The sequence below is a fragment of the Plantibacter sp. genome (assembly GCF_059073635.1).
In genome coordinates, this window is sequence record NZ_JCACOF010000002.1 from 1 (window position 1) to 21696 (window position 21696).

The following is a 21696-nucleotide window of genomic DNA, read 5'->3' on the forward strand; positions in this document are numbered from 1 at the left end:
TTGCTGAACTGCGGCTGCTGCTGCTCCAGCGGTTCAGGCCCGCGAGCGCCGCTTCCAGCCGGTGAGCCGTTCAAAGCGTCTGCCGTCGATCGGGACCGTGCGGTCGGGCAACGACAGTGAGGCCTGGTGGGTCCCGCCGACGGCCCTGGTGGCCTGTTCGGTGGCGGCAGCGACGCGTTTGGCGACCATGCCGACCGTCCCGGCTTCGCCCCGGAAGCCCCACACCGTCGTCGTGTGGAGGACGGAGCCGTGTTCGGTCGGCCGGACGGCGACCGGCACCGCGCATCGCGCGAACGGCCGACGCACGCCGAGCAACGAGAGGAGCGGCACGATCTCCAGGGCGAACCCGCTCCAGTTCGAGGCCGCGTCATTCCCGATAACGGCGTAACGGATAGTCCAGGGACCGGCGGCGTACTCCTCGGGAACCACGGTGAAGCCGTCCGTCTGCAACGCCGACAGCAGTGCCGTCATGGTGTCGGTCGGCGGGAGCGGGGAAACGACCTCATGGACGCGCACCATCGATCCGATGGCGAACGCGTGGCCACTCATGCCGGTGTCCCTACTGGTCCACGGCGTGGACGGAGAGGACGACCTGCTCCTCCGGCACGAGCGCCTCGAGGGCCTTGCGAGCGCTCGGGTAGTCGCGGCCCTCGGCCTCGATGGTGCGGGTTGCCGTCGGTCGGAAGACCGCGGTGCCGACGAGGTCGCCGTTCACCCGGCCACCGCCGTGCAGCCCGGCGAGGGCGTGCCCGGGCGGGGTGGAGGCGAGGACGGCGGCCCGCAGGGCTGCGACGTCGGGTGCGGAGGCTTCGGTGGTGATGGTCGCGCGGTCGCGGACGGTGGCGATGAGCTTCACCCCTCCAGCCTACGGAACGTCGTGTTCTGGGACGAACCCCTTCCGGTCCCTGCCGAGGGACCTCCCGAATCCGGTGATCTTCTCCCGGTCCCTGAGCCTGTCGAGGGGCACACGAGCAACGTCCCGACCGGCACAACTCAGCATCTGGAATGTCAGTGGTCCATGGTGGACTGGTTCTATGACCGAGACCACCACCGCGATCCGCGTCGGCGACGAATACGCCGCGCAGTTGGCGGAGTTTTCGGACGAGTGGGCGGAGATCCACCGGCAGCAGGCCGTACTCGACGCACGGAAAGCGCGCCTCCTCGCCCGCTCCGCCGCCTACGCCGATGCCTTCGCGGACGCCACGGTCCCCGTGATCTTCCCGCCGGCCGAGCGACGGGCGCTCTCCCGCCGGTCCACCTGTGCAGCCCTCGCCATGGCGACCCGGACACCGGAACGGACGATCCAGCGTGCGACCAACGACGCTGAGCGTCTCGTCAACGACGCACCAGCCGTGCTCGAGTCGCTGGAGGCGGGCCGTATCTCGGCGCGGCATGCGCAGGTGATCACCGACCAGCTGTGCGACGTCCCGGCCGCAGGTCGGGTAGCGTTCCTCGAACAGGTACTGCCGGTAGCCGAGAGCGCGACCGCCTCGTACCTCCGGCAACGCGCCCGCGTCCTGCGCGAACGGCTCCACCCGGAATCGATCACCGCACGCGCCAAGCGTTCCGAGGCCGACCGCCGGGTCGAGTTCGAGCCCGCAGCCGACGGCATGGCCTGGGTGCACCTCTTCACCACAGCGCCGATCGCGCAGGGCATCATCGAGCGGGTCGAAGCAGCGGCAGCGGAATCACGCCAGGCAGGCGACACCCGCACCTGCGCCCAGCTGCAGGCAGACGCCCTCGCGGCGCTCGCGCTCACCGGCGTCACGCCCGGAGGACGTGATGTCGAGCCCGGTGCTTCCGCACCCGATCGAGGTCCAGGAGCACATCAAGCCCACGGTGCAGATCACCGTCCCGGCGTTGAGCATGGCCGGCGTCAGCGACGCCCCGGCCACCCTCGACGGGTACGGCCCGATCGACCCCGAGACCGCGGCCCGTATCGCGGTGAACGCACCCGGCTTCACCCGGATCCTCGTCCAACCCGAGACCGGTGCGGTCCTCTCCGTCGGCCGCAACCAGTACCGTGTCCCGGCCGACCTGCAGCGCGCGGTGCGTCTCCGAGACGGCACCTGTCGCGCACCAGGCTGCGGCAGGCGCGCCCGAGCCTGCGACCTCGACCATTCGGTCGCCTGGGAGGACGGCGGCACAACAGATGTCGGCAATCTCGCCTGTCTCTGCCGACATCACCACCGGATGAAGCACCTCCCCGGGTGGAACCTCGACCACAAACCGGGCGGCGTGCTCGACTGGACGACACCCGACGGGAAGCACCACCGGACCGAGCCTGATCCCGCACCGTTCTGACTTGCCTCGACGTACTCGGATCGAAGGGTTCCTCGTGGGCACTTCGACAAGCTCAGTGACCGGGATGGGTGTGCCCGGAACGATGAGGAGTCCTCGTGGGCAGTTCGACGAGCTCAGCGAGCGGGATGGGTGTGCCCGCGTAGCTCCGGTCCCTGAGCCTGTCGAAGGTCTTTCGTGCGACGTCGTCTGTTCCTGGCCGCCGGCCGACCTGACTCAGGGCCGCTGAACGGAGGGCCCGCCAGGCGATTCCGGCGGTGTCGATCCACTCGCTGATCGTCCCGGGCGCGGGTCGTCGCCGCCGAAGGCGACGACCCGGTCCCACAACCAGTCGGTGAGGCTCGCGGCCACCTCTTCGTCGTCACGTCCGGCGGCACGACGGATGAGCCGTCCGCCTGAACCCTCGATGAGGTAGGCGCCCGCATCGTCGGTGAAGAGCTGCGTGTAGTAGTCGCGCTCGGCATCCCACTGCGGCCACGCTTCCGGGTCCCGTTCGATCGCCTCGTCCATCTCGCCGATCTCGGCGCCGCTCATGAGACGGAACGGGCTGCCGTCGCCCCAGCGCCCACCGGTGCCGGGGAGTTGCCCGTCGTGCCAGGCGAGCACCTTGTCGTCACCGCCGCTCGCGCCCGCGGCATCGGGGTCGAGCGGTGGGCGCAGCGAGGCTGCCAGCTCCTCCGGCAGCAGCGGGTCCAGAGCGGCCAACGCCTCGGCGGAGCCCGGCTTCGAACACCTTGTCGCGGAGGATCCGCCAGGCGATCTCGCCCATGCCGGCCCGGCGCAGGTCGTCCATCGTCCCGACACCACGCTCGATGGGATCGAGGAACGCTCGCGCGACGATCATCCCGCCCTGGGCGACCTCGTCCGTCGGATCCTCACGCAGGACCCGGGCCAGGAGTTCCAGTGCATCCTGCGGACGGTAGTCGTAGAGATAGGCGAAGGCCAGTGCCGTCGAGAGCGTCGTCTCGCTCGGATCCGCCTCGATCGCCTGCTGCGCGGCGACGAGGAACCGGCCAGGTGGAGTGCCCGTCGACAGGAAGTGCAGGGCTCGGAGTCCGAGCGCGCCGGCGTACGCCTCCGGGGCGGTCCGTCCGGCCAGCTCGACCGCGTCGTCGATCAGCGCCCACCCGCGCTGGGGATCGGCGGCCATCGCGACGGCGGCCGCGTGGTCCATATGGTCGAACCAGTCCGCCTCCGGGTCCTCGCGGAGGACGAGTTCGCCGAGCCGCATCGCCTCCGCGAAGTCGCCCTCGGACCCTTCGAGATCGCGCAGGCGACGCAGCGCACCGAGGAACTGTCGGTCGCGTCGGCCGAGCAACTCCCGGAGGAGGCGTCTGGCCTCATCGACGTCGCCGCAGGCCTGCCGGTGCATGGAGAGCAGGATGATCATCCCGGTGAACTGCGGCGCGCGGGCGAGGACGCTCATCGCCAACTCGGGGATGCGTGGGTGTTCGGGCTGGAAGTCGTAGAGCTCCCAGGCGAGGTCGCGGTCGTGTTCGATGGCCTCGCGCTCGGCACCGACAGGGTCACTCATCGGAGCCCGTGCTGCACGCGGTACGCCCGGAGCTGGGCGAAGGTGCCGTCGTCGACGCCGTATTCGAGCACCGGTGCGACCTGGTCGAACCATGATGCCGTCGAGGGGATGAGCCCGGCGGCGGCGTCGAGCAAGGCCTGCGTCGTGACCGGCACGATCGCCCCCGCCTGCATCGACGCCGTGAGCGACTGCTGCAGTGCGACCCGCGACACCTGTGCGATGTCGGCCCCGGAGAAGCCCTCGGTCGCTGCGGCCACGGCGATGACGTCGACACCGTCGGCCGGCTTGCCTGCGAGGTCGCCCTGCAGGATCGCAGCGCGCGCGACTGCGTCCGGCGGCAGGACGAGGACCGTCTTGTCGATGCGGCCGGGGCGCCGCAGCGCCGGATCGATGTCCCATGGGCGGTTGGTCGCGGCGAGGAAGTAGACGCCGTCGTTCTCGTCCGCCACCCCGTCGAGCTCCTCGAGGAGCTGCGTCACGATCGTGCGCATCGACTGCGATCCGCCCCCGGACGTGCGGCGGCCACCGAGTGCGTCGAACTCGTCGAAGAAGATGACGCACGGAGCGGCGGCCCGAGCATCGTGGAAGACACTCTGGATCGCCTTCTCGCTGTCGCCCAGCCACTTGCTCAGCAGGTCGGCGAGGGTGACGTGGATGAAGGACGCCCCGAGGTCACCGGCGATCGCCTTGGCGATGAACGTCTTGCCGCAGCCGGGAGGGCCGTACATGAGCAGTGAACCGCCGGGCTTCTGCCCGAACGCTGCGGCGAGCTCCGGGTTGCGGAGTGGCGCGAGGAACGTCGAGTCGAGGTGCTGCTTCACGTCGGCGAGTCCCGCCACGTCCGCGAGCGTGACGGCTGGTCGTTCCGCGTCCCAGAGGCTGGGCTGGTCGATCGGCATGGTGGCGGTTTCGGCTGCCGACGGGGCGGGGATCGCCGAGCGGTCGGGCTCGATCGTGGTGTCGGTCGCTGTTCCCCGGAGTCGCGCCGCCATCACGCGGGCGCGCAGCAGCCGGACCCGCGCCGGGTCGCCCCCGAGTCGTTCGAAGGTCGTCACCTCCTGCGCCGCGCGGTCGACGTCGTGCTGCAGCAAGCAGGGTGACGAAGTCCTCGCGGAGCGCGGCGTTCTGCGGATCCTGCGCGACCTCCGCCGCGATCACCTCGAGGAAGTCCTCGTCCTGCGTCATGTCGTCCCCCCGGTCGATGTGCGATTCCGACCATCCTGCCAGCGGCACACTGATCGGCGACAGGTGTCCGCCGGCATTGGTCGAGCGTGCGGATGGGGAGCGCTCCCCATCCGCCCTGACCCGCTCGTGTACCGTCGAGACGAGCGTCGGACCTGAAGGCGGCTTGAGGTCGATGCGAGGAACGAGGGTGGGACACCGTGCACAGTCCGGACGAGTTGCTCAGTGTCGGCGAGATGAGTCGTCGCACCGGCGTCGCGGTGTCGGCGCTGCACTACTACGAGCGGCTCGGCCTCATCGGTTCCGAGCGGACCGCCGGCAACCAGCGGCGATACCCCCGGCACATGCTGCGTCGCGTCGCGCTCATCTCGGTCGCGAAGCGCCTCGGTATCCCGCTCGAGGACGTGGCGGAGGCGTTCGCCGACGTGCCGCTCTCCAGCACCCCGAGTCACGAGGACTGGCAGCGTGCCTCCCGCCGCTGGCAGAAGGTCCTCGAACAGCGTCGGCGCGGGATCGAGCAACTCGAACGCGAGCTCACCGGCTGCATCGGCTGCGGCTGCCTCTCGATGAAGGCGTGCACGCTCCTCAACCCCGACGACGAGCTCGGCGACACCGGCACCGGCGCCAGGCGCATCCCGGTCTGAGTGCACTGCCTGCCCGGTGTTCAGCCGTCGCGGCGTTGTCCGAACGTCGCTGGATCGACCGGCCGCAGCCGTTTCGGCAGTCCCTCGACGACGAGCAGGTACGACTCCGTGACGAGGTCGTCGACGAACGCCGGTTCGAGCTCGCCGTCCGGCTTGAGCGAGATCCAGTGCCGTTTGTTCATGTGATAGCCGGGGATGATGTCGGGGAAGGCCTCGCGCAGACTGTGGCTGTCCTCGGGCCTCGCCTTCAGGGTGACGATGGGTTCGCCCGTCGCCCCCGTCTGCAGCATGAAGACCTTGCCGCGGACCTTGTAGACGTCCCACTCCTCGCCGAACGGGTGCGTCAGCTCCGCACCGGGGAGTTCGTCGGCGCGGCGTGCCGCCCGGTCCTGCAGCTCCGAGCCGTGCATCGTGGTCCTCCTCGGAGTCGGCGTCAGCCCTGGCTGTCCGTGGGTTTGAGCCCCGCCAGGTTCTGCAGCGGGCACCAGGCGCCGAGGCGCGGGTAGTCGATGGTCACGCCGACGACCCCGTGCTCGCCGAAGGACCGGACCCAGTCGATCGCCGCAGGCATCGGGACCGCGAGCAGCGACACCGTGGCGTCCGGCGGGACCAGCCCGTTCGCGTACGCGGCCTCCTGCGCTCGCGTCCCGCTGCTGTAGATGCCGATCAGGTTCCCGGGTTGCGCTGCGAGCGCGTACGGCCGCGGGTTGTCCTCCGGACCACGGTTGATGAAGACCCACCGGTCGAGTGCGGCGACCGCCCGCCAGAGCCGGATCTGAGCGTCGATGTCGTCCGGCGCCGCCCGGCAGGCCTCGTTCAGTGCGTCGAGCTCGGCCAGCACCTCGGGAGCGGGTTCGAGGGTGCGGCCCTGGTTCGGCTGCTCCGGGGCGTCGATCTGCTCATCGACCGGGCTGTCGTCGTTCGGGCTGCCGTCGCGGCGGAACGGGTTCTTCATGGTCACTTCCTCGTGGCTCGGGATCCGGGTTCGGGGACGTGGCCAACGCTATCGCAGGGGTCCGACGGGGAGCCGGAGGTTCAGAACGCACTCCCGAAGGCGAGGGCTTCGGCCGCTGCCTGCGCCGGCGAGCCGAAGAACGCCGGGCCGTGTCCCGGCAGCACGACGGAGGCCGGGAGTCCGGCCAGCGTGGTCAACGACTGGCGGGCGCGCTGGAGATCGCCGTGGAACATCTCGGGGAGCAACTGCGGGCCGCCGTGCGGGCTGGTGGGGTGGGCGGTGACGAGTGCGTCGCCCGCGACGAGGACGCCGTGCTCGACGAGGAGGAATCCGAGGTGCCCCCGCGTGTGGCCGGGGAGGGGGAGCGGGCGGACCGCGACACCGAGGGTCGCGCGGAGCTCGGGCACGTCCTCGATCGCGGTGACCGACGTCGGCGGCACGACCTCGAGTCCGCCGGCCTCGACGGCGTGGTTGACCCAGGCGGCGACCCCGGGACGTTCCAGATGTGGCTGCACGTCGGCGAGTCCGACCTGCTCGAGCACCTCCCGGCGGACGTTGGGGATCTCGTCGCGGGACGCGAGGATGTCACACTCCGCCAACCCGGCGATGAACGTCGCGTTGCCGATGTGGTCGCTGTGTCCGTGAGTGAGGAGGATCGCCTGCACGTCCTCGACCGCGTAGCCGAGCGCGCCGAGGGTCGCGGTGACGGCCGCGCCGTCGCCGGGGTAGCCGGTGTCGATGAGGACCGGCCCGAGGTCGCCCTCGACGATGATCCAGTTGACGGACGGACCCTGCACGAGGTGTACCCGATCCGTGACCGTGGTGCTGCGGGTGGTGCCGTTCGGCACGGCGTCGATCTGGGACATGGGCGTCCTTCCGATTGCGGAGACGGGGTTCGGGGGAGGGGTCGGTGCTCGGGAGAGGGTCAGTGTTCGGCCGGTCCGGCGACGAGCTCATGAGCGGCCGCTGCGGCGGTCGTCGTGGCTGCAGCGCCGGCGGGATCGACGGTCGCGAGGATCGGCCGGATCAGGGTGATCAGTCGCTCGCTGAGCTCAGCCGCATCGTCGTCGCCGACCGTCGTGGTGACGAGTCCGAAGCAGGCGTCGAGCAGGACGTCTGCGACGCCGTCGAGGTCCGGGAGGTCGAGATCGTGCGCTGCGGCCTCCATGCGGAGGTTCGTGCGGGTGTACGCCCGCCAGTCGAACACCGTGTAGACCGGGTCGTCCATCCGTGGCAGTTCGTGCAGGAGCCGGATGGCGCCCATCGCGATGGGGGACCGCTGCGCTTCCTGCGCGGAGGCGAGGATCATCGTCACCCAGCGGAGCGCGCCGTAGGGCACCCCGATCCGTGCGTCCGCCGCCTGCCACCGCTCGTCCTGCTCGGCGATCACCGCGTGCGCAAGACTCCGCTTCGACGGGAACAGGTGGTACCCGATGACCGATTTCGGCTTGCCCATGACGGACGCGATGCCGGAGAACGACGTCCCGGCGTACCCGTTCCGGCCGAACTCGAGCCCGGCGGCGTCGATGATCTCGTCGCGGACCTGGTTCATCGCGTACTGGCGCAGACCGCTCACGAGCGCTCCTTCGAGGTGGAGGGCCCGGGGCTCGGGCCGCTAGACGATCGTCTGAGTCAGACGCTCGTCTAGCTTAGACGAGCGTCTGTGAGGAAGCTGAGGGATGCGACGACCACCCGCACCGACCACTCAGGCCGGGAGCGGCTCGATGAGGTGCGGGCCTGTGTTGCGGACGTTGTTCACGTCGCGCGTGACCTCGTAGTGGGTGAGATCGTGGGCGACCGCGAAGGACTCCCGGTCGAGCAGCTGCAACAGCTGGTCGGTGTCGAGGTGGTCGCCGAGCCAGTCGTCGTAGCCGTCGGGGGTGAGGCAGGCCGGCATGCGGTCGTGGACCTCGCCCGGTGAGACGTGCGCGTCCCGCGTGATGATCGCCATCGACAGACGCCACTTGTCCGGGTCGTCCTCAGCCTTGGCTGGGGTCGGGCCAGGCACTGATGATGCCCGCCATCGCGAGCTCGGCCTCGGGGTCGTGGATGAAGTGCGGCTGCTTCCCGGTCTCGGTCACCACCCACTCGTAGTACCCGGTCGCCGGGACGATGCACCGTGCTGACGCGAAGGCCTTGCGGAACATGGAGCCGGTTGCGACCGTCTCCATACGCGCGTTGATGGGTTGTGGCCGTTGCTTGGCGAAGTCCTTGGCCCAGCCGGGGACGAAGCCCCAACGGGCGCTGGTCGCGGTCCGTTCCTCGTGCCGGGTGCGGACCACCGTCACCTCGGTGGTGGGCGCGACGTTGTAGTCGGGCGCAGGCGCCTCGAACTCGGCCACGAGGTCCGCGAGGAGGGTGGACGTGGAATCGGTGACGACGAAGCGACCGCACATGCGCTCAGCATAGGAGCGCATGTGCGGTCGGTCGACCCCTACCGCTCGAGGCCCGCTCGTGCGTCGCGGCGGGTCTTTGCGAGCGAGGCCACCGTCGCCACGGTGATGGTCGCGGCGATGAAGAGCAGCGAGAACCAGATCGGGATGTCGGGGATCCAGTCGATGTGCTGACCGCCGTTGATGAACGGCAGCTCGTTCACGTGGAGGGCGTGGAACACGAGCTTCACGCCGATGAAGGCGAGGATGACGGCGAGGCCCTGCGCCAGGTAGACGAGACGTTCCAGCAGGCCACCGATGAGGAAGAACAGCTGGCGGAGGCCCATGAGGGCGAAGGCGTTCGCGGTGAACACGATGTACGCCTGCTCGGTGAGGCCGTAGATCGCGGGGATCGAGTCGACCGCGAACACGAGGTCGACGAACCCGATCGCGACGATCGTCAGCAGCATCGGCGTGAAGAAGCGCTTGCCGTCGATCCTCACCGAGAGTCGGTCACCGTGATAGGTGTCGGTGATCGGGAGGATGCGGCGGGCGAATCCCACGACCTTGCCGTTGGCCGGGTCGCTCTCGTGGCTGCCGAACGCCTGGCGGTACGCGAGGAACAGCAGCAGCGCGCCCATCAGGTAGAAGATCCAGGAGTAGTTCTCGATGAGTGCGGCGCCGACGGCGATGAACGCACCGCGCATGATGAGCGCGATGATGATGCCGATCATCAGCACCTTCTGCTGGTACGCCTTCGGGACGGCGAACCCGGCCATGACGATGAGGAAGACGAACAGGTTGTCGATCGACAGCGCCTTCTCGGTCAGGTACCCGGCGAAGTACTCGCCGCCGTACGTCCAGCCGGAGACGAGGCCGATGCCGACGCCGAACAGCAGGGCGAGGCTGACGTAGAAGATCGACCAGCGTGCCGACTCGGCGATCGTCGGTTCGTGGGGCTTCCGCACGTGCGCGAAGAACTCGTAGACGAAGAAGAGGATCGTGACACCGATGGTGATGATCCAGATCAGCGGGGTGACGGCCATGGTGGCTCCAGGGGCTCGAGGACGGGACTCCGACGCGATGGTCGGAACACGGTCTTCTCCACTCTCGATGAGAGCCGACACCCCGGGACCCGATGGCGGATCCGTACTGACGAGCATGTCGCGAAGGAGTACTCCCCCTGCTCCGACAAGTGTAGGTCAGGGGGTGGACGGGGTACCTGGGAATTCGCCCTTCGACAGGCTCAGGGACCGGGTGAGGGGCGGCTCAGGGACCGGGTGGGGGGGCTCAGGGGCCGGGTGGGGCTCAGGGACCGGAGGTGCTCAGGGGACGTCGACCCGGCGCCTCGCCAAGCGCTCGGCGTTCGCCGTCGCCGTGGAGTCGCGCAGGATCAGCTCCGGTACCGAGGGTGGCACCGCTCCCGGGGGTTCTCCGTTGACGTGGTCGAGCAGGGTCGCGAGCAGCGTCCGGCCGACCTGTTCGAAGTCCTGCCGCACGGTGGTGAGCGGCGGCGAGAGGTGCTCCGCCTCGGGGATGTCGTCGAACCCCACGACGCTGAAGTCGAGCGGGACCCGGAGTCCGCGCTCGGTGAGCGAGTGCATGAGCCCGAGGGCCATCTGGTCGTTGGCGGCGAACACCGCGGTGACCTCGTCGTCCAGCTGACGGCCGAGAGCGTATCCGGAGGTCGGCGTCCAGTCGCCGGTCCCGACGACCTGCGCGACGAGACCCGCGGTGGCGAGTTCGTCTCGCCAGCCGCGCTCGCGCTCGCGGGCGTCGATCGCGTCCGGTGGTCCGGCGAGGTGCCCGATGCGCCGGTGGCCGAGCCCGATGAGATGGGCGGTCGCGGCACGCGCGCCGGCGTACTGGTCGACGCCGACGGTGACCATACCTGCACGTGGCGTGGCGTGCAGGGCCACGAGCGGCACGCTGAGTTCCATCCCCGCCACGATGTCGGTGACCCCCTCGCGTGCGCTGATGACGGCGATCCCCTCGACGTTCTGGCGCAGGAACCCCTCGACCGCTGCACGCGCGGAACCCGGGTCGCTGTCCACCATGTTCGCGGTGAAGACCGACCAGCGGGCGTCGCGGGCCGCGGCGTTGAAGTGCAGGACCGAGGACGAGGGCCCGAACTCGGTGCCGCCGGTGGCGATGAGGCCGATGGTCCGGGATCGCTTCGTGACGAGCGTCCGGGCGGCGGGGGAGGGGACGTAGCGCAGCTGCTTGATCGCTTCGTCGACCCGCGCCTTCGTCGCCGGGCGCACGTTCGGGAGGTCGTTGAGCACCCGTGAGACGGTCTGGTGCGAGACCCCCGCGAGCCGCGCGACGTCGAAGATCGTCGCATGACGGGACGGCTCAGCCACGCGGTCCCCTCTCGTCGTCGGCGGTCGTGATCGGTTCCGGCGGGGCCTCGTCCGGCCCCTCCGAGATCGCGGCCAGCAGCTTCGAGACGGTGAGGTCGTAGTTCGGGAGGTCGGCGACCTTCCGTCGGTCGCGCAGCACGGCGATCCGGTGGCTGATGCGCAGGACCTCCTCGAGTTCGGCTGAGATGAACACGACCGACAGACCGTTCTCGGCGAGCCGGGTCACGAGCTTCTGGATCTCGGCCTTGGCGCCGATGTCGATGCCTCGGGTCGGTTCATCGAGCACGAGCAGCCGAGGAGCGAGCGCGAGCCACCTCGCCAAGAGTACCTTCTGCTGGTTCCCGCCTGAGAGCTCCTTCATGAGCGCATCGGGATTCGCGGGTTTGATGCCCATCGCCTGGATGTAGCTCTCGGCCAGTTCGTTCTGCCGACGCAGCGGGATCCGTCTGAACCACCCGAGGTCCGCCTGGAGGGCCAGCGCGATGTTGTCGCGCAGGCTGAGGTCGCCGATGATCCCCTCGGTGCGACGGTTCTCCGACGCGTAGACGATCCGTTGTTTGAGGGCGCGACGCGGGGATCCGAGGCGGGTGGCCCTCCCGGCCACCTCCACCGAGCCGGTGTCGGCCCGGTCGACGCCGGTCAGGAGTCTGGCGAGCTCCGTCCGTCCTGAGCCGAGCAGGCCGGCGATGCCGACGATCTCGCCCTCGTAGACCTTCAGGTCGATCGGTTCGATCGCACCCTGGCGCCCGAGCCCGATCGCCGCGACGAACGGGTCCTCACCGTCCAGGGCGTCGCCCTCGTCGGAGGTGTCGAGCCCGCGTCGGATCTCGTCGAAGGTCGCGAGCTCCTTGCCGATCATCTTGTGGACGAGGTCGATCCGGAGCAGTTCGTGCGGGAGGTACTCCCCGACGAGACGCCCCTCCCGCAGCACGGTGAGTCGGTCGGAGATCTCGTAGACCTGGTCGAGGAAGTGCGAGATGAAGAGGATCGCGACGCCCTCGGCCTTGAGGATCGAGATGACCCGGAAGAGTTCGGTGACCTCGTCGTTGTCGAGGCTCGAGGTCGGTTCGTCGAGGACGAGCACCTTGGTGCGCACGGCGATCGCCCGGACGATCGCGACGAGCTGCTGGATCGCCGGCGGGTGGGCGGAGAGCTGCGAGGCCGGGTCGATGTCGAGTCCGACGACGGCGAGCAGTTCGCGGGCGCGCTCGCGCATGCGCCTCCCCGAGATCCCTCCCCAGGCATGGCGTGGTTCGCGGCCCAGGAGGATGTTCTCGGCGACGGTCAGGTTGGGGAGGAGGTTGACCTCCTGGTAGACGGTGCTGATCCCGTGCGCCTGGGCGTCGGCGACGCTCGAGAACGAGACCTCTCGTCCCTCGAGGAGGATGCTTCCGCTGTCGATCCGATGGACCCCGGTCAGCGACTTGATCAGGGTCGACTTCCCCGCTCCGTTCTCGCCCATGAGGGAGTGGACCTCGCCGGGGAACAACCGGAGGTCGACGTCGTCGAGCGCTTTGACGCCGGGGAAGCTCACGGAGACACCGCGCAACTGCACGAGTGGCGTGGGCGAGGTCATCTGCAGCTCTCCATCGAGGTGGTCGCGGCCGGGGTGTCCGCTGATCACCTGACTCTAGCGCGCGCGACGGCGCCGCCGGGAGGCCGCTCCGGAAGAATTGTGAGGGCTAACATTGCCTGTTGACAACCACTTCGAGCCGTGGCTAATGTTCAGCACAACGCAGATGTGATCGCTAACAATCACCGACCACCTGCGTCACCGCAGCACCACGCACGTCACATTCACGCCGCACCCATCGTCGGGACCGCGGGTCTCAAAGAGGAGAACAATGTTCAAGACAACACGTGTCCGCGCACTCGCGGGCCTCGCCCTGGTCGGCGCTCTCGCGTTCAGCGCGACCGCCTGCTCCAGCGGTTCCGGAAGCTCCGACGGCGACGCCGGTTCCGACGGCGAACTCACCACCATCGGCTTCGTGGCCGTCGGCCCCGAAGGCGGATGGCGCACCGCGAACGAGAAGAACATCCAGGACTCGTTCTCGAAGGAGAACGGCTTCGACCTCAAGTACGCACCGGCGACGAACGGCGACCAGAACTCGCAGATCACCGCCTTCACCTCGTTCATCGACGAGGGCGTCGACGCCATCCTGCTGTCCGCCACCGAGGCGACCGGCTGGGAGAGCGTCCTGGAGCGCGCGAAGGAGGCCGAGATCCCCGTGGTCCTGCTCGACCGCGGCATCGAGCCGAACGACACCGAGCTCTACACGAGCCGCATCGCCCCCGACAACGTCGGCATCAGCGCCTCGGCCGCCGAGTGGGCGAACGGTCAGTTCCCCGACGGCGCCAAGTACGTCGTCCTCGAGGGCCCTCCCGGCCTCTCCGTCGTCAACGACCGCAACAAGGGCTGGGACGACACCATCGACCCGAACTTCACCAAGCTCGAGTCGCAGTCGGCCAACTGGTCCACCGAAGAGGCGAAGAGCGTCTTCGAGACCATCCTCAAGGCGAACAACAACGACGTCCAGCTCGTCTTCGCACAGAACGACGAGATGGGCCTCGGCGCTGCACTCGCCGTCGAGGAGGCCGGCCTGAAGCCCGGAACCGACGTCAAGATCATCACGATCGACGGCACCAAGGCGGCGCTCGAAGCACTCGCCGCCGGACGCCTGAGCTTCGTCGCCGAGTACAACCCGCTGTTCGGTGAGACCGCGATCGACATCGTCAAGAAGGCACTCGCCGGCGACAAGGTCGAATCGGACATCGTGGTGCCGAGCGTCACGTTCGACTCCCCGGACGCCGCGACGGCAGCACTGCCCGAACGCGCCTACTGATCCGACCCGGTCGCCCGGCAGCCACTCCCTCGCTGCCGGGCGACCGCCCACCCGCTTCCCGGGGACCAGACTCCCCGGCGACGACGCCGGATCGACCGGCAGAACGACCAGGCAGACATGGCAATCACCGAGCCGATCGTCGAGATGCAGCACATCTCCATCGAGTTCCCAGGCGTCAAAGCCCTGCAAGACGTGGACTTCCGTCTCTTCCCCGGCGAGGTCCACACGCTCATGGGCGAGAACGGCGCCGGCAAGTCGACGCTCATCAAGGCGCTCACCGGTGTGTACAAGATCGACTCCGGTACGATCCTGGTCGCCGGAGGCCCCCGTTCCTTCTCCGGAACGGCGGACGCGCAGAGCGCCGGCATCTCGACCGTCTATCAAGAAGTGAACCTCTGCGACAACCTCACCGTCGGCGAGAACGTGATGCTCGGCCACGAGGTCCGCGGTCCCTTCGGCATCAACTGGCGCCGCACCCACGAAGCCGCACACGAAGCGCTCGTCGGGCTCGGCCTCGGGCACATCGACCCCAAGCAGCCGCTCTCGAGCATCTCGCTCGCGCTGCAACAGCTCGTCGCGATCAGCCGGGCCATGGTCACCAAGTCGAAGGTGCTCATCCTCGACGAGCCGACCTCCAGCCTCGACGCCAACGAGGTGGAGGGCCTCTTCCAGGTCATGCGCCGACTGCGCGACCAGGGCGTCGCGATCCTCTTCGTCTCCCACTTCCTCGACCAGGTCTACGCGATCAGCGACCGACTCACGGTGCTCCGCAACGGCGAGTTCGTCGGGGAGTACCGCACCGCGGACCTCAACCGCACCGAGCTCATCTCCAAGATGATCGGCAAGGACTACGGCGCGCTCGCCGCCCTGGGTTCCAACCGCGGCCGGACCGCCACAGCCGACACCCCGGCGTTCTACAGCGCCAAGGACCTCGGGCGGAAGGGCTCGATCGACCCCGTCGACATCGAGGTCCACGCCGGCGAGGTCGTCGGTCTCGCGGGGCTCCTCGGGTCGGGCCGCACCGAGCTGGGTCGGCTCATCTACGGTGCCGACCGTCCCGACTCCGGCACGGTCACGATCGACGGCACGACCGCCGAGGTCCACACGCCCATGGCCGGCCTGTCGAAGCAGATCGCCTTCTCCACGGAGAACCGACGCGACGAAGGCATCATCGGCGACCTGACCGTGCGGGAGAACCTCATCCTCGCCGTCCAGGCCCGCAGGGGCTGGGCGCGTCCGCTCTCCCGCCGCGAGCAGAACGAGCTCTGCGACAAGTACCTGCTCGAACTCAACGTCCGCCCCTCCGACCCGGAACGACCCATCAAGAACCTCTCCGGTGGTAACCAGCAGAAGGTGCTCCTCGGCCGATGGTTGGCGACGAAGCCGCAGCTCATCGTGCTCGACGAGCCGACCCGTGGCATCGACGTCGGCGCCAAGGCCGAGATCCAGGAGGCGATCGCCGCGCTCGCCGAGGACGGGATGTCCGTCGTGTTCATCTCCTCCGAGCTCGAGGAGGTCGTGCGTTTGAGCGAGCGGATCGTCGTGCTGAAGGACCACCGTAAGATCGGCGAGATCGTCAACGGACCCGAAGTCACCGCAGACACCATCGTCGACCTGATCGCCACCGAAGGGAGCGCCACGTGAGCGCCACCAGTCAGGGGCCGGCCCGTTCCGGTTCCTCCGCACGCGGCGGCCAGGGCTCAGCCCGCGGCGTCGTCAGCACCATCGTCCACCAGCCCTACATCTGGGCGATCGTGACGTTGCTGCTCCTCCTCATCATCAACCTCGTCAAGGACCCCGGCTACCTCGGCGTCTCCGTCAACGGCACGACCGGCAACCTGTCGGGCAACCCCATCGACATCCTGCGTGCGAGCGCCCCGATCATGATGATCGCGGTCGGGATGACGCTCGTGATCGCCACCCGCGGCATCGACCTCTCGGTCGGTTCCGTCATGGCCGTCTCCGGCGCCGTGTCGATGGAGTTCATGAGCAACCAGAGCGGCGGCGACGCCGGTTCGGCCATCGTCGCAGCGCTGCTCGCGCTCGCCGTGAGCGCCTTCCTCGGCACCGTCAACGGAGTGCTCGTCTCGATCGTCGGCCTGCAGCCGTTCATCACCACGCTGATCACGATGCTCGCCGGCCGCGGCCTCGCGAAGGTCATCACCTCGGGGCAGAACACCTCCGCCACGAACGAGCCCTTCCGCTGGCTCGCCAACGGCACCGTGTTCGGATTCCCCGTCGTCTTCATCATCGCCGGTGTCATCGTCGCGATCGTCGCGTTCCTCGTCCGGCGCACCGCGCTCGGCCTGATGATCGAGTCCATCGGCATCAACCCGCGCGCCGCCCGGATGGCGGGTATCCGCCCCATCGGCATCCTCATCGCCGTCTACATCGTGAGCGCCGTCCTCGCGGGTGTCGCCGGGATCTTCAGCACCGCCAGCGTCATGACGGTCGAGGTGGCGAAGACCGGCTTGAACGCGGAGATGGACGCCATCCTCGCGGTCGTCATCGGCGGCACCTCGCTCGCCGGCGGCAAGTTCTCCCTCACCGGCAGCGTGATCGGCGCGCTCCTCATCGCGACCCTCGACAAGACGATCGTGTTCCTCTCCATCCCCTCCTCGGCGACGCCGGCGTTCAAGGCCGTCGTGATCGTGATCATCTGCCTCCTCCAGTCACAGCGCGTGAGAGCCCTGTTCGCCCGGCGGAAGTCCCGGACGACGCCCACGGCGTCGGTCCCCACGCGAAAGGAAACGGTGTCAGCATGAGCACCCTCACCGACCGACCGGCACCCGACGCTCCGGTGCTCCCGCGGCGCTCGCTGCTGTCCCGGCTGACGCCCAACCTCGAGACCCTGCCCACCCTGGCGGCCGTCGTCATCTTCATCGGCATGGTCGTCTACGGCGAGATCGCCTACGGACGGATCGTCCAGGCCAGCACGATCTCGAACCTGCTCATCAACAACGCCTACCTGATCATCCTCGCCGTCGGGCTCACCTTCGTGATCCTCACGGGCGGCGTGGACCTCTCCGTCGGTGCGATCATCGCCATCAGCAGTCTCGATCGGGGTGATGCTCGCGAACTCGGGCTGGAACCCGATCGCGGTCATGGTGATCATGATCCTGATCGGCTCCGCGTTCGGCGTGTTCTCGGGCGTGCTCGTGCAGTACTTCAACGTGCAACCGTTCATCGCCACCCTCGCGATGATGTTCCTCGGGCGCGGTCTCGCGTCGATGCTCAGCACCACCCCGGAGCGTCTCGCCGACGACTCGCCGATCCGTTCGCTGTCCACCGAGTGGAAGGTGATCGACGGCCCGAAGATCAACGACCTCATCACCACGCCGAACGTCCTGATCGCCCTGCTCGTCGTCGCCGCGGCGTTCGTGGTGCTCCACAAGACCCGCCTCGGCCGGACCGTCTACGCGATCGGCGGCTCGGAGCAGTCGGCGCTGCTCATGGGGCTGCCCGTCGTCCGCACGAAGCTCATGGTCTACGTGATCAGCGGCACGCTGGCCGGTCTCGCGGCCGTCGTCTACACCTCGAAGCTCGGCATCGCCCAGAACATCACGGGCGTCGGCTGGGAGCTCGACGCCATCGCCGCGGTCATCATCGGCGGCACGCTGCTGACCGGAGGCGCCGGCTTCGTCCTCGGCTCCGTCGTCGGTGCGCTCGTCCTCGGCCTCATGAACGTGCTCATCACCCGCGACGGCAGCATCCCGCCGGAGGCGACGACCATCATCACCGGCGGCATCCTGCTCGTCTTCGTCCTCCTCCAGCGACTCGTGGTCTCGCGCAAACGCAAGACCTGACGCCCGCCCCCCCGCAGCACCACCCGTTCCATCCCGCTCGACAACGACGCCGAACCAGGAGAACCAACCCCCATGAGACAACTGCGCCTCAAAACGGTCGTCGCGACCTCCATCGCGGCCCTGATCCTGCCGCTCGTCGGTGCCTCCGGCGCTGCCGCAGCGGTGTCGCCGGGGACCGCCCCGGCAGCGACATCCCAGTCCGGCTTCCGAGCCGCCCCCACGGCGCAGGAGGATCTGGACGCCGCCGCGGCGGCGCTCTCGATCGCGAACGTCGACGACGTGCGCGGCAATCTGACCCTGCCGGGAGCCCCCGAGGGGATCGACATCGCCTGGGCGTCGTCGGACACCACCGTGATCACCACCGACGGTGTCGTGACGCGGCCCGCCACGGACACCACCGTCACCCTGACCGCCACGCTGAGCCAGGGCGAGGCGACCGCGACGCGCGAGTTCACGGCGACCGTCCGCGCCGCGATCGCGGCCCCCGACTACGAGGGCTACGCGTTCGCCTACTTCACCGGCAACTCGCTCGCCGGCGAGAACATCTACTTCGCCGCCAGTGAGGGCAACAACGCGCTCGACTGGAACGAACTCAACGCCGGACGCCCGGTCCTCACCTCGGACGAGGGTACGAAGGGGCTGCGCGACCCGTTCCTCATCCGCTCTCCCGAGGGCGACACCTTCTACCTCATCGCCACCGACCTCTCGATCGGCAGTGGCACGTCCTGGGGTGACTCGGTCCGGAAGGGCAGCCACTACCTCGAGGTGTGGGAGTCCCACGACCTCGTGACCTGGTCCGACCAGCGGCACATCGAGGTCGCACCGGAGAACGCCGGCAACACCTGGGCACCCGAGGCGTACTACGACGACACCATCGGCGCGTACGTGGTCTTCTGGGCTTCGTCGCTCTACGGCGCCGACGACCCGGACCACACCGGGAACAGCTACCACCGCATGATGTACGCGACCACCCGCGACTTCACGACGTTCAGCGAGCCGCAGGTCTGGCAGGACCAGGGCGTCTCGCGGATCGACTCGACGGTGATCAAGTCGAGCGACACCTACTACCGCTTCACCAAGGACGAGGGCGCCGGTGGCACCGGGTGCGCCGACATCATCCAGGAGTCCTCGACGGACCTGCGGGCCACGCTCGAGTCCTGGACGGTGCTCGACACCTGCATCGGTCGCGATGCCGGCACCAGCGCGGTCGAGGGGCCGACGGCGTTCGCCGCCAACCCGGGCGACGTCAACGGTGACAAGTTCTACCTCTTCGTCGACGAGTACGGCGGACGCGGCTACATCCCGCTCGAGACCGAGGACATCGCGAACCCGGACTGGCAGGTCGCGAAGGACTACGACCTGCCCGCGAGCCCGCGCCACGGCACCGTGCTCCCGGTCACGGCCGCAGAGCTGCAGCTGCTCGAGGACAGCCTCGGCGGAGCACCCGAGCCGGTGCCCGCGAACGAGGACGGCGAGATCGTCCGGTACGACTTCGCCGGGTCCGCAGGCTCGACGCTCAACGACGTGTCCGGCAACGGCCTCGACGCTGCGGTCGAGGGCGGTGCGAGCTTCTCCGACGGTGCGCTGCAGCTGGACGGCGGCGACGACTACGTCAAGCTGCCCGACAACCTGCTCGCCGGCGTGAAGGACGTCACGGTGGAGGCGGAGGTCTGGATCGACCCGACGCAGGCCAACCCGTACTTCATCTACGGGCTCGGCAACACCACCGGTGGCGCCGGCGACGGCTACCTGTTCAGCACCGGCAACGCGTATCGGACGAGCCTCGCGACCGGCAACTGGAGCACGGAGCAGACGGTGTCGCAGGGCAAGGACCTGACGCGCGGTCGCTGGGCGAAACTGACGTACACGTTGCAGGGCACCACGGCCACGATCTACCTCGACGGCATCGCCGTCGGCACCGGGACCGTGACGTCCGATCCGGGCGACATCGGCGGCGGGTGGACGAGCGCCAACTACCTGGGCCGTTCGAACTACGACGCCGACAACCGCCTGAAGGGTGCGTTCCGAGAGTTCGCGATCTACAACCGCGCGCTCTCGGCGGACGAGGTGCTCGCCGGCTCCGGGAACACCGCTGCGCTGACCGACATCGGCCTCGAGGAGGACGTGCTGAAGACCGCCCCGATCGTCGACAACGACCGCCACGAGGTCGTCTTCCCGGTGCAGCCCGGGAACGGACCGCACCGCCTTGAGCCCGACGTTCACGACCGCGGCCGGTGTCACGGCGAGCCCCGCCTCGGGGACCACCGTCGACCTCAGCAGCCCGGTGACCGTGACGTTGACGCCGACCTCGGGTGAGGCCGTGACGTGGACGATGCGGGCGGTCGAGATGAAGAGCCCGGTCATCCCCGGTCTCTACGCCGACCCGAACGTCTTCGTCTGGGGCGACACCTACTACATCTACGCGACCACCGACGGCTTCGCCGGTTGGGGTGGCAAGGAGTTCTTCGTCTGGTCGTCGAAGGACCTCGTCGACTGGGAGCGCTCGGCGGAGCCGATCCTCACGCTCGACGGCGCGAACGGGAACGTGCCGTGGGCGACCGGCAACGCCTGGGCGCCGACGATCGGGGAGAAGGACGGGAAGTTCTTCTTCTACTTCAGCGGCCACAACCCCTCGGTCGACCGGAAGACCATCGGTGTCGCCGTCGCGGACAGCCCGGCCGGTCCGTTCACGGCTCAGCCGAACGCGATGATCCTCAACGACGAAGCGGTGACCTCGGGACAGGCGATCGACCCGGCCACGTTCACCGACCCGGTGACGGGGAAGAGCTACCTGTTCTGGGGCAACGGCTCGCCGGTGTACGCCGAGCTGTCGGACGACATGCTGTCGATCAAGGCCGACACGCTCAAGCGCATCGACGGCCTGACCGACTTCCGCGAGGGTGCCTTCGTCAACTACCGGGACGGGATCTACCACCTGACGTACTCGATCGACGACACCGGTTCGGAGAACTACCGGGTCGGGTACGCGACGGCGACGAGTGTGGACGGCCCGTGGACGTACCGCGGTGTGATCCTGCAGAAGCAGCCCGAACTCGGCATCCTCGCCACCGGTCACAGCTCGATCCTCAACGTGCCGGGCACCGACGACTGGTACATCGTCTACCACCGGTTCGCCATCCCGGGTGGTGACGGCCAGCACCGCGAGACGACGATCGACCGGCTGACGTTCGACCCGGAGACGGGCCTCATGAACCCGGTCGTCCCGACCCTCGAGAGCGTCGGTCCACAGCGGATCGCGGTGCCCGGTGCCGAGGGCACGCTGACGATCGACCAGCCGTCGGTGCGGGTGGGTGAGTCGATCTCGGTGTCCGGGTCCGGCTTCGCCGCGGGGGAGCAGGTGCGGTTCACGCTGTTCTCCACCCCGACCGACCTCGGGACCGTCGTCGCGGACGCTTCGGGTGCGTTCGTGGCGACGCTCACGGTGCCCGCTTCGGTGGTGCCGGGTGCACACACCCTGCAGGCGCTGGGCGCGGACTCCGGCATCACGGCCGAGGCGGCGCTGACCGTCCTGGCCGCGGATGCCGCGGCTCCCGGCGCTGCGGGCTCCGGTCCTGGGGCGCTGTCGACCACCGGTGTCTCGGTCGTCGGATTCCTCGGCCTGGCCGGGCTGCTCCTCGCAGCCGGCGCCTGGTTGACCGTCCGTCGCCGACGCGTCGCCGCCTAGCCCGCGCCGAC

Annotated in this window: 22 protein-coding genes and 1 pseudogene; 9 read left to right on the forward strand and 14 right to left on the reverse strand. The window is 68.9% G+C overall.

The window, feature by feature from the left end; genetic code table 11:
* Positions 1-33: 33 nt before the first annotated feature.
* The gene (locus AC5JOC_RS02605; RefSeq protein WP_494245189.1) at positions 34-549 is read right to left on the reverse strand and encodes a hypothetical protein; all 516 of its coding nucleotides are present in this window, start codon (positions 547-549) and stop codon (positions 34-36) included.
* A 10-nt stretch (positions 550-559) separates the two neighbouring features.
* Positions 560-856, reverse strand: coding sequence for a hypothetical protein (locus AC5JOC_RS02610; RefSeq protein ID WP_079704698.1), 297 nt, complete (start codon positions 854-856; stop codon positions 560-562).
* 418 nt (positions 857-1274) lie between these two features.
* On the opposite strand from AC5JOC_RS02610, the pseudogene AC5JOC_RS02615 reads away from it, so the two are divergent.
* Positions 1275-1739, forward strand: a pseudogene (locus AC5JOC_RS02615) (DUF222 domain-containing protein); the annotation flags it as partial.
* A 43-nt stretch (positions 1740-1782) separates the two neighbouring features.
* The gene (locus tag AC5JOC_RS02620) at positions 1783-2304 is read left to right on the forward strand and encodes an HNH endonuclease signature motif containing protein (RefSeq protein WP_494245192.1); all 522 of its coding nucleotides are present in this window, start codon (positions 1783-1785) and stop codon (positions 2302-2304) included.
* Positions 2305-2517: 213 nt separating this feature from the next.
* On the opposite strand, the gene AC5JOC_RS02625 is transcribed toward AC5JOC_RS02620, so the two are convergent.
* Genes AC5JOC_RS02625 through AC5JOC_RS02635 form a run of 3 tightly spaced genes read right to left on the reverse strand, consistent with a single transcriptional unit; the run spans position 2518 to position 4926 of the window.
* Complete coding sequence (locus tag AC5JOC_RS02625) at positions 2518-3006, reverse strand: hypothetical protein (RefSeq protein ID WP_494245194.1); 489 nt, start codon at positions 3004-3006, stop codon at positions 2518-2520.
* Positions 2915-3835, reverse strand: a complete 921-nt coding sequence (locus tag AC5JOC_RS02630) for a hypothetical protein (protein ID WP_494245195.1) — start codon at positions 3833-3835, stop codon at positions 2915-2917. Before AC5JOC_RS02630 ends, AC5JOC_RS02625 begins: the two co-directional genes overlap by 92 nt.
* Positions 3832-4926, reverse strand: a complete 1095-nt coding sequence (locus AC5JOC_RS02635) for an ATP-binding protein (protein ID WP_494245197.1) — start codon at positions 4924-4926, stop codon at positions 3832-3834. Before AC5JOC_RS02635 ends, AC5JOC_RS02630 begins: the two co-directional genes overlap by 4 nt.
* 291 nt (positions 4927-5217) lie before the next feature.
* Between AC5JOC_RS02635 and soxR the strand changes: the two genes are divergently transcribed.
* Positions 5218-5661, forward strand: coding sequence for a redox-sensitive transcriptional activator SoxR (gene soxR, locus AC5JOC_RS02640; RefSeq protein ID WP_255377972.1), 444 nt, complete (start codon positions 5218-5220; stop codon positions 5659-5661).
* A gap of 20 nt (positions 5662-5681) precedes the next feature.
* Here soxR and AC5JOC_RS02645 read toward each other — a convergent pair whose 3' ends face one another.
* From AC5JOC_RS02645 to AC5JOC_RS02685, 9 genes are all read right to left on the reverse strand, one after another.
* A complete protein-coding gene (locus AC5JOC_RS02645; protein ID WP_079704704.1) occupies positions 5682-6071 on the reverse strand; it encodes an MmcQ/YjbR family DNA-binding protein in 390 nt (129 codons plus the stop codon).
* A gap of 23 nt (positions 6072-6094) precedes the next feature.
* On the reverse strand, positions 6095-6616 hold the full coding sequence (locus tag AC5JOC_RS02650; protein ID WP_494245198.1) for a hypothetical protein: 522 nt from the start codon (positions 6614-6616) through the stop codon (positions 6095-6097).
* Positions 6617-6696: 80 nt separating this feature from the next.
* On the reverse strand, positions 6697-7482 hold the full coding sequence (locus tag AC5JOC_RS02655; protein ID WP_494245200.1) for an MBL fold metallo-hydrolase: 786 nt from the start codon (positions 7480-7482) through the stop codon (positions 6697-6699).
* A 59-nt stretch (positions 7483-7541) separates the two neighbouring features.
* Positions 7542-8192: a TetR/AcrR family transcriptional regulator gene (locus AC5JOC_RS02660; protein ID WP_064295974.1), complete on the reverse strand. Its 651-nt coding sequence runs from the start codon at positions 8190-8192 to the stop codon at positions 7542-7544.
* A gap of 129 nt (positions 8193-8321) precedes the next feature.
* Positions 8322-8567 (reverse strand): SOS response-associated peptidase family protein, encoded by a 246-nt coding sequence (locus AC5JOC_RS02665; protein ID WP_494245202.1) that lies wholly within the window; start codon positions 8565-8567, stop codon positions 8322-8324.
* A gap of 28 nt (positions 8568-8595) precedes the next feature.
* Positions 8596-9012, reverse strand: coding sequence for an SOS response-associated peptidase (locus tag AC5JOC_RS02670; protein WP_494245204.1), 417 nt, complete (start codon positions 9010-9012; stop codon positions 8596-8598).
* 38 nt (positions 9013-9050) lie between these two features.
* Positions 9051-10034 carry a TerC family protein gene (locus AC5JOC_RS02675; protein ID WP_124768366.1) on the reverse strand — a complete coding sequence of 328 codons (984 nt, stop codon included), beginning with the start codon at positions 10032-10034 and terminating at the stop codon, positions 9051-9053.
* A gap of 279 nt (positions 10035-10313) precedes the next feature.
* Entirely contained in the window at positions 10314-11351 is a 1038-nt protein-coding gene (locus AC5JOC_RS02680) for a LacI family DNA-binding transcriptional regulator (RefSeq protein ID WP_086472833.1), read from the reverse strand.
* Complete coding sequence (locus AC5JOC_RS02685) at positions 11344-12927, reverse strand: sugar ABC transporter ATP-binding protein (RefSeq protein ID WP_191940226.1); 1584 nt, start codon at positions 12925-12927, stop codon at positions 11344-11346. The genes AC5JOC_RS02680 and AC5JOC_RS02685 overlap by 8 nt, the downstream gene beginning before the upstream one ends.
* A 268-nt stretch (positions 12928-13195) precedes the next feature.
* On the opposite strand from AC5JOC_RS02685, the gene AC5JOC_RS02690 reads away from it, so the two are divergent.
* The 6 genes from AC5JOC_RS02690 to AC5JOC_RS02715 all read left to right on the forward strand — a co-directional run bounded on the left by AC5JOC_RS02690 (position 13196) and on the right by AC5JOC_RS02715 (position 21685).
* On the forward strand, positions 13196-14194 hold the full coding sequence (locus AC5JOC_RS02690; RefSeq protein ID WP_086472835.1) for an ABC transporter substrate-binding protein: 999 nt from the start codon (positions 13196-13198) through the stop codon (positions 14192-14194).
* 117 nt (positions 14195-14311) lie between these two features.
* Positions 14312-15838 carry a sugar ABC transporter ATP-binding protein gene (locus tag AC5JOC_RS02695; protein WP_079704714.1) on the forward strand — a complete coding sequence of 509 codons (1527 nt, stop codon included), beginning with the start codon at positions 14312-14314 and terminating at the stop codon, positions 15836-15838.
* Positions 15835-16959, forward strand: coding sequence for an ABC transporter permease (locus AC5JOC_RS02700; RefSeq protein ID WP_124768368.1), 1125 nt, complete (start codon positions 15835-15837; stop codon positions 16957-16959). The genes AC5JOC_RS02695 and AC5JOC_RS02700 overlap by 4 nt, the downstream gene beginning before the upstream one ends.
* 303 nt (positions 16960-17262) lie before the next feature.
* Positions 17263-18000: an ABC transporter permease gene (locus tag AC5JOC_RS02705; protein ID WP_494245208.1), complete on the forward strand. Its 738-nt coding sequence runs from the start codon at positions 17263-17265 to the stop codon at positions 17998-18000.
* Positions 18001-18072: 72 nt separating this feature from the next.
* Entirely contained in the window at positions 18073-20316 is a 2244-nt protein-coding gene (locus tag AC5JOC_RS02710) for a LamG-like jellyroll fold domain-containing protein (RefSeq protein WP_494245210.1), read from the forward strand.
* Positions 20207-21685, forward strand: a complete 1479-nt coding sequence (locus AC5JOC_RS02715; RefSeq protein ID WP_494245212.1) for a family 43 glycosylhydrolase — start codon at positions 20207-20209, stop codon at positions 21683-21685. The genes AC5JOC_RS02710 and AC5JOC_RS02715 overlap by 110 nt, the downstream gene beginning before the upstream one ends.
* The last annotated feature ends 11 nt before the right edge of the window (positions 21686-21696 follow it).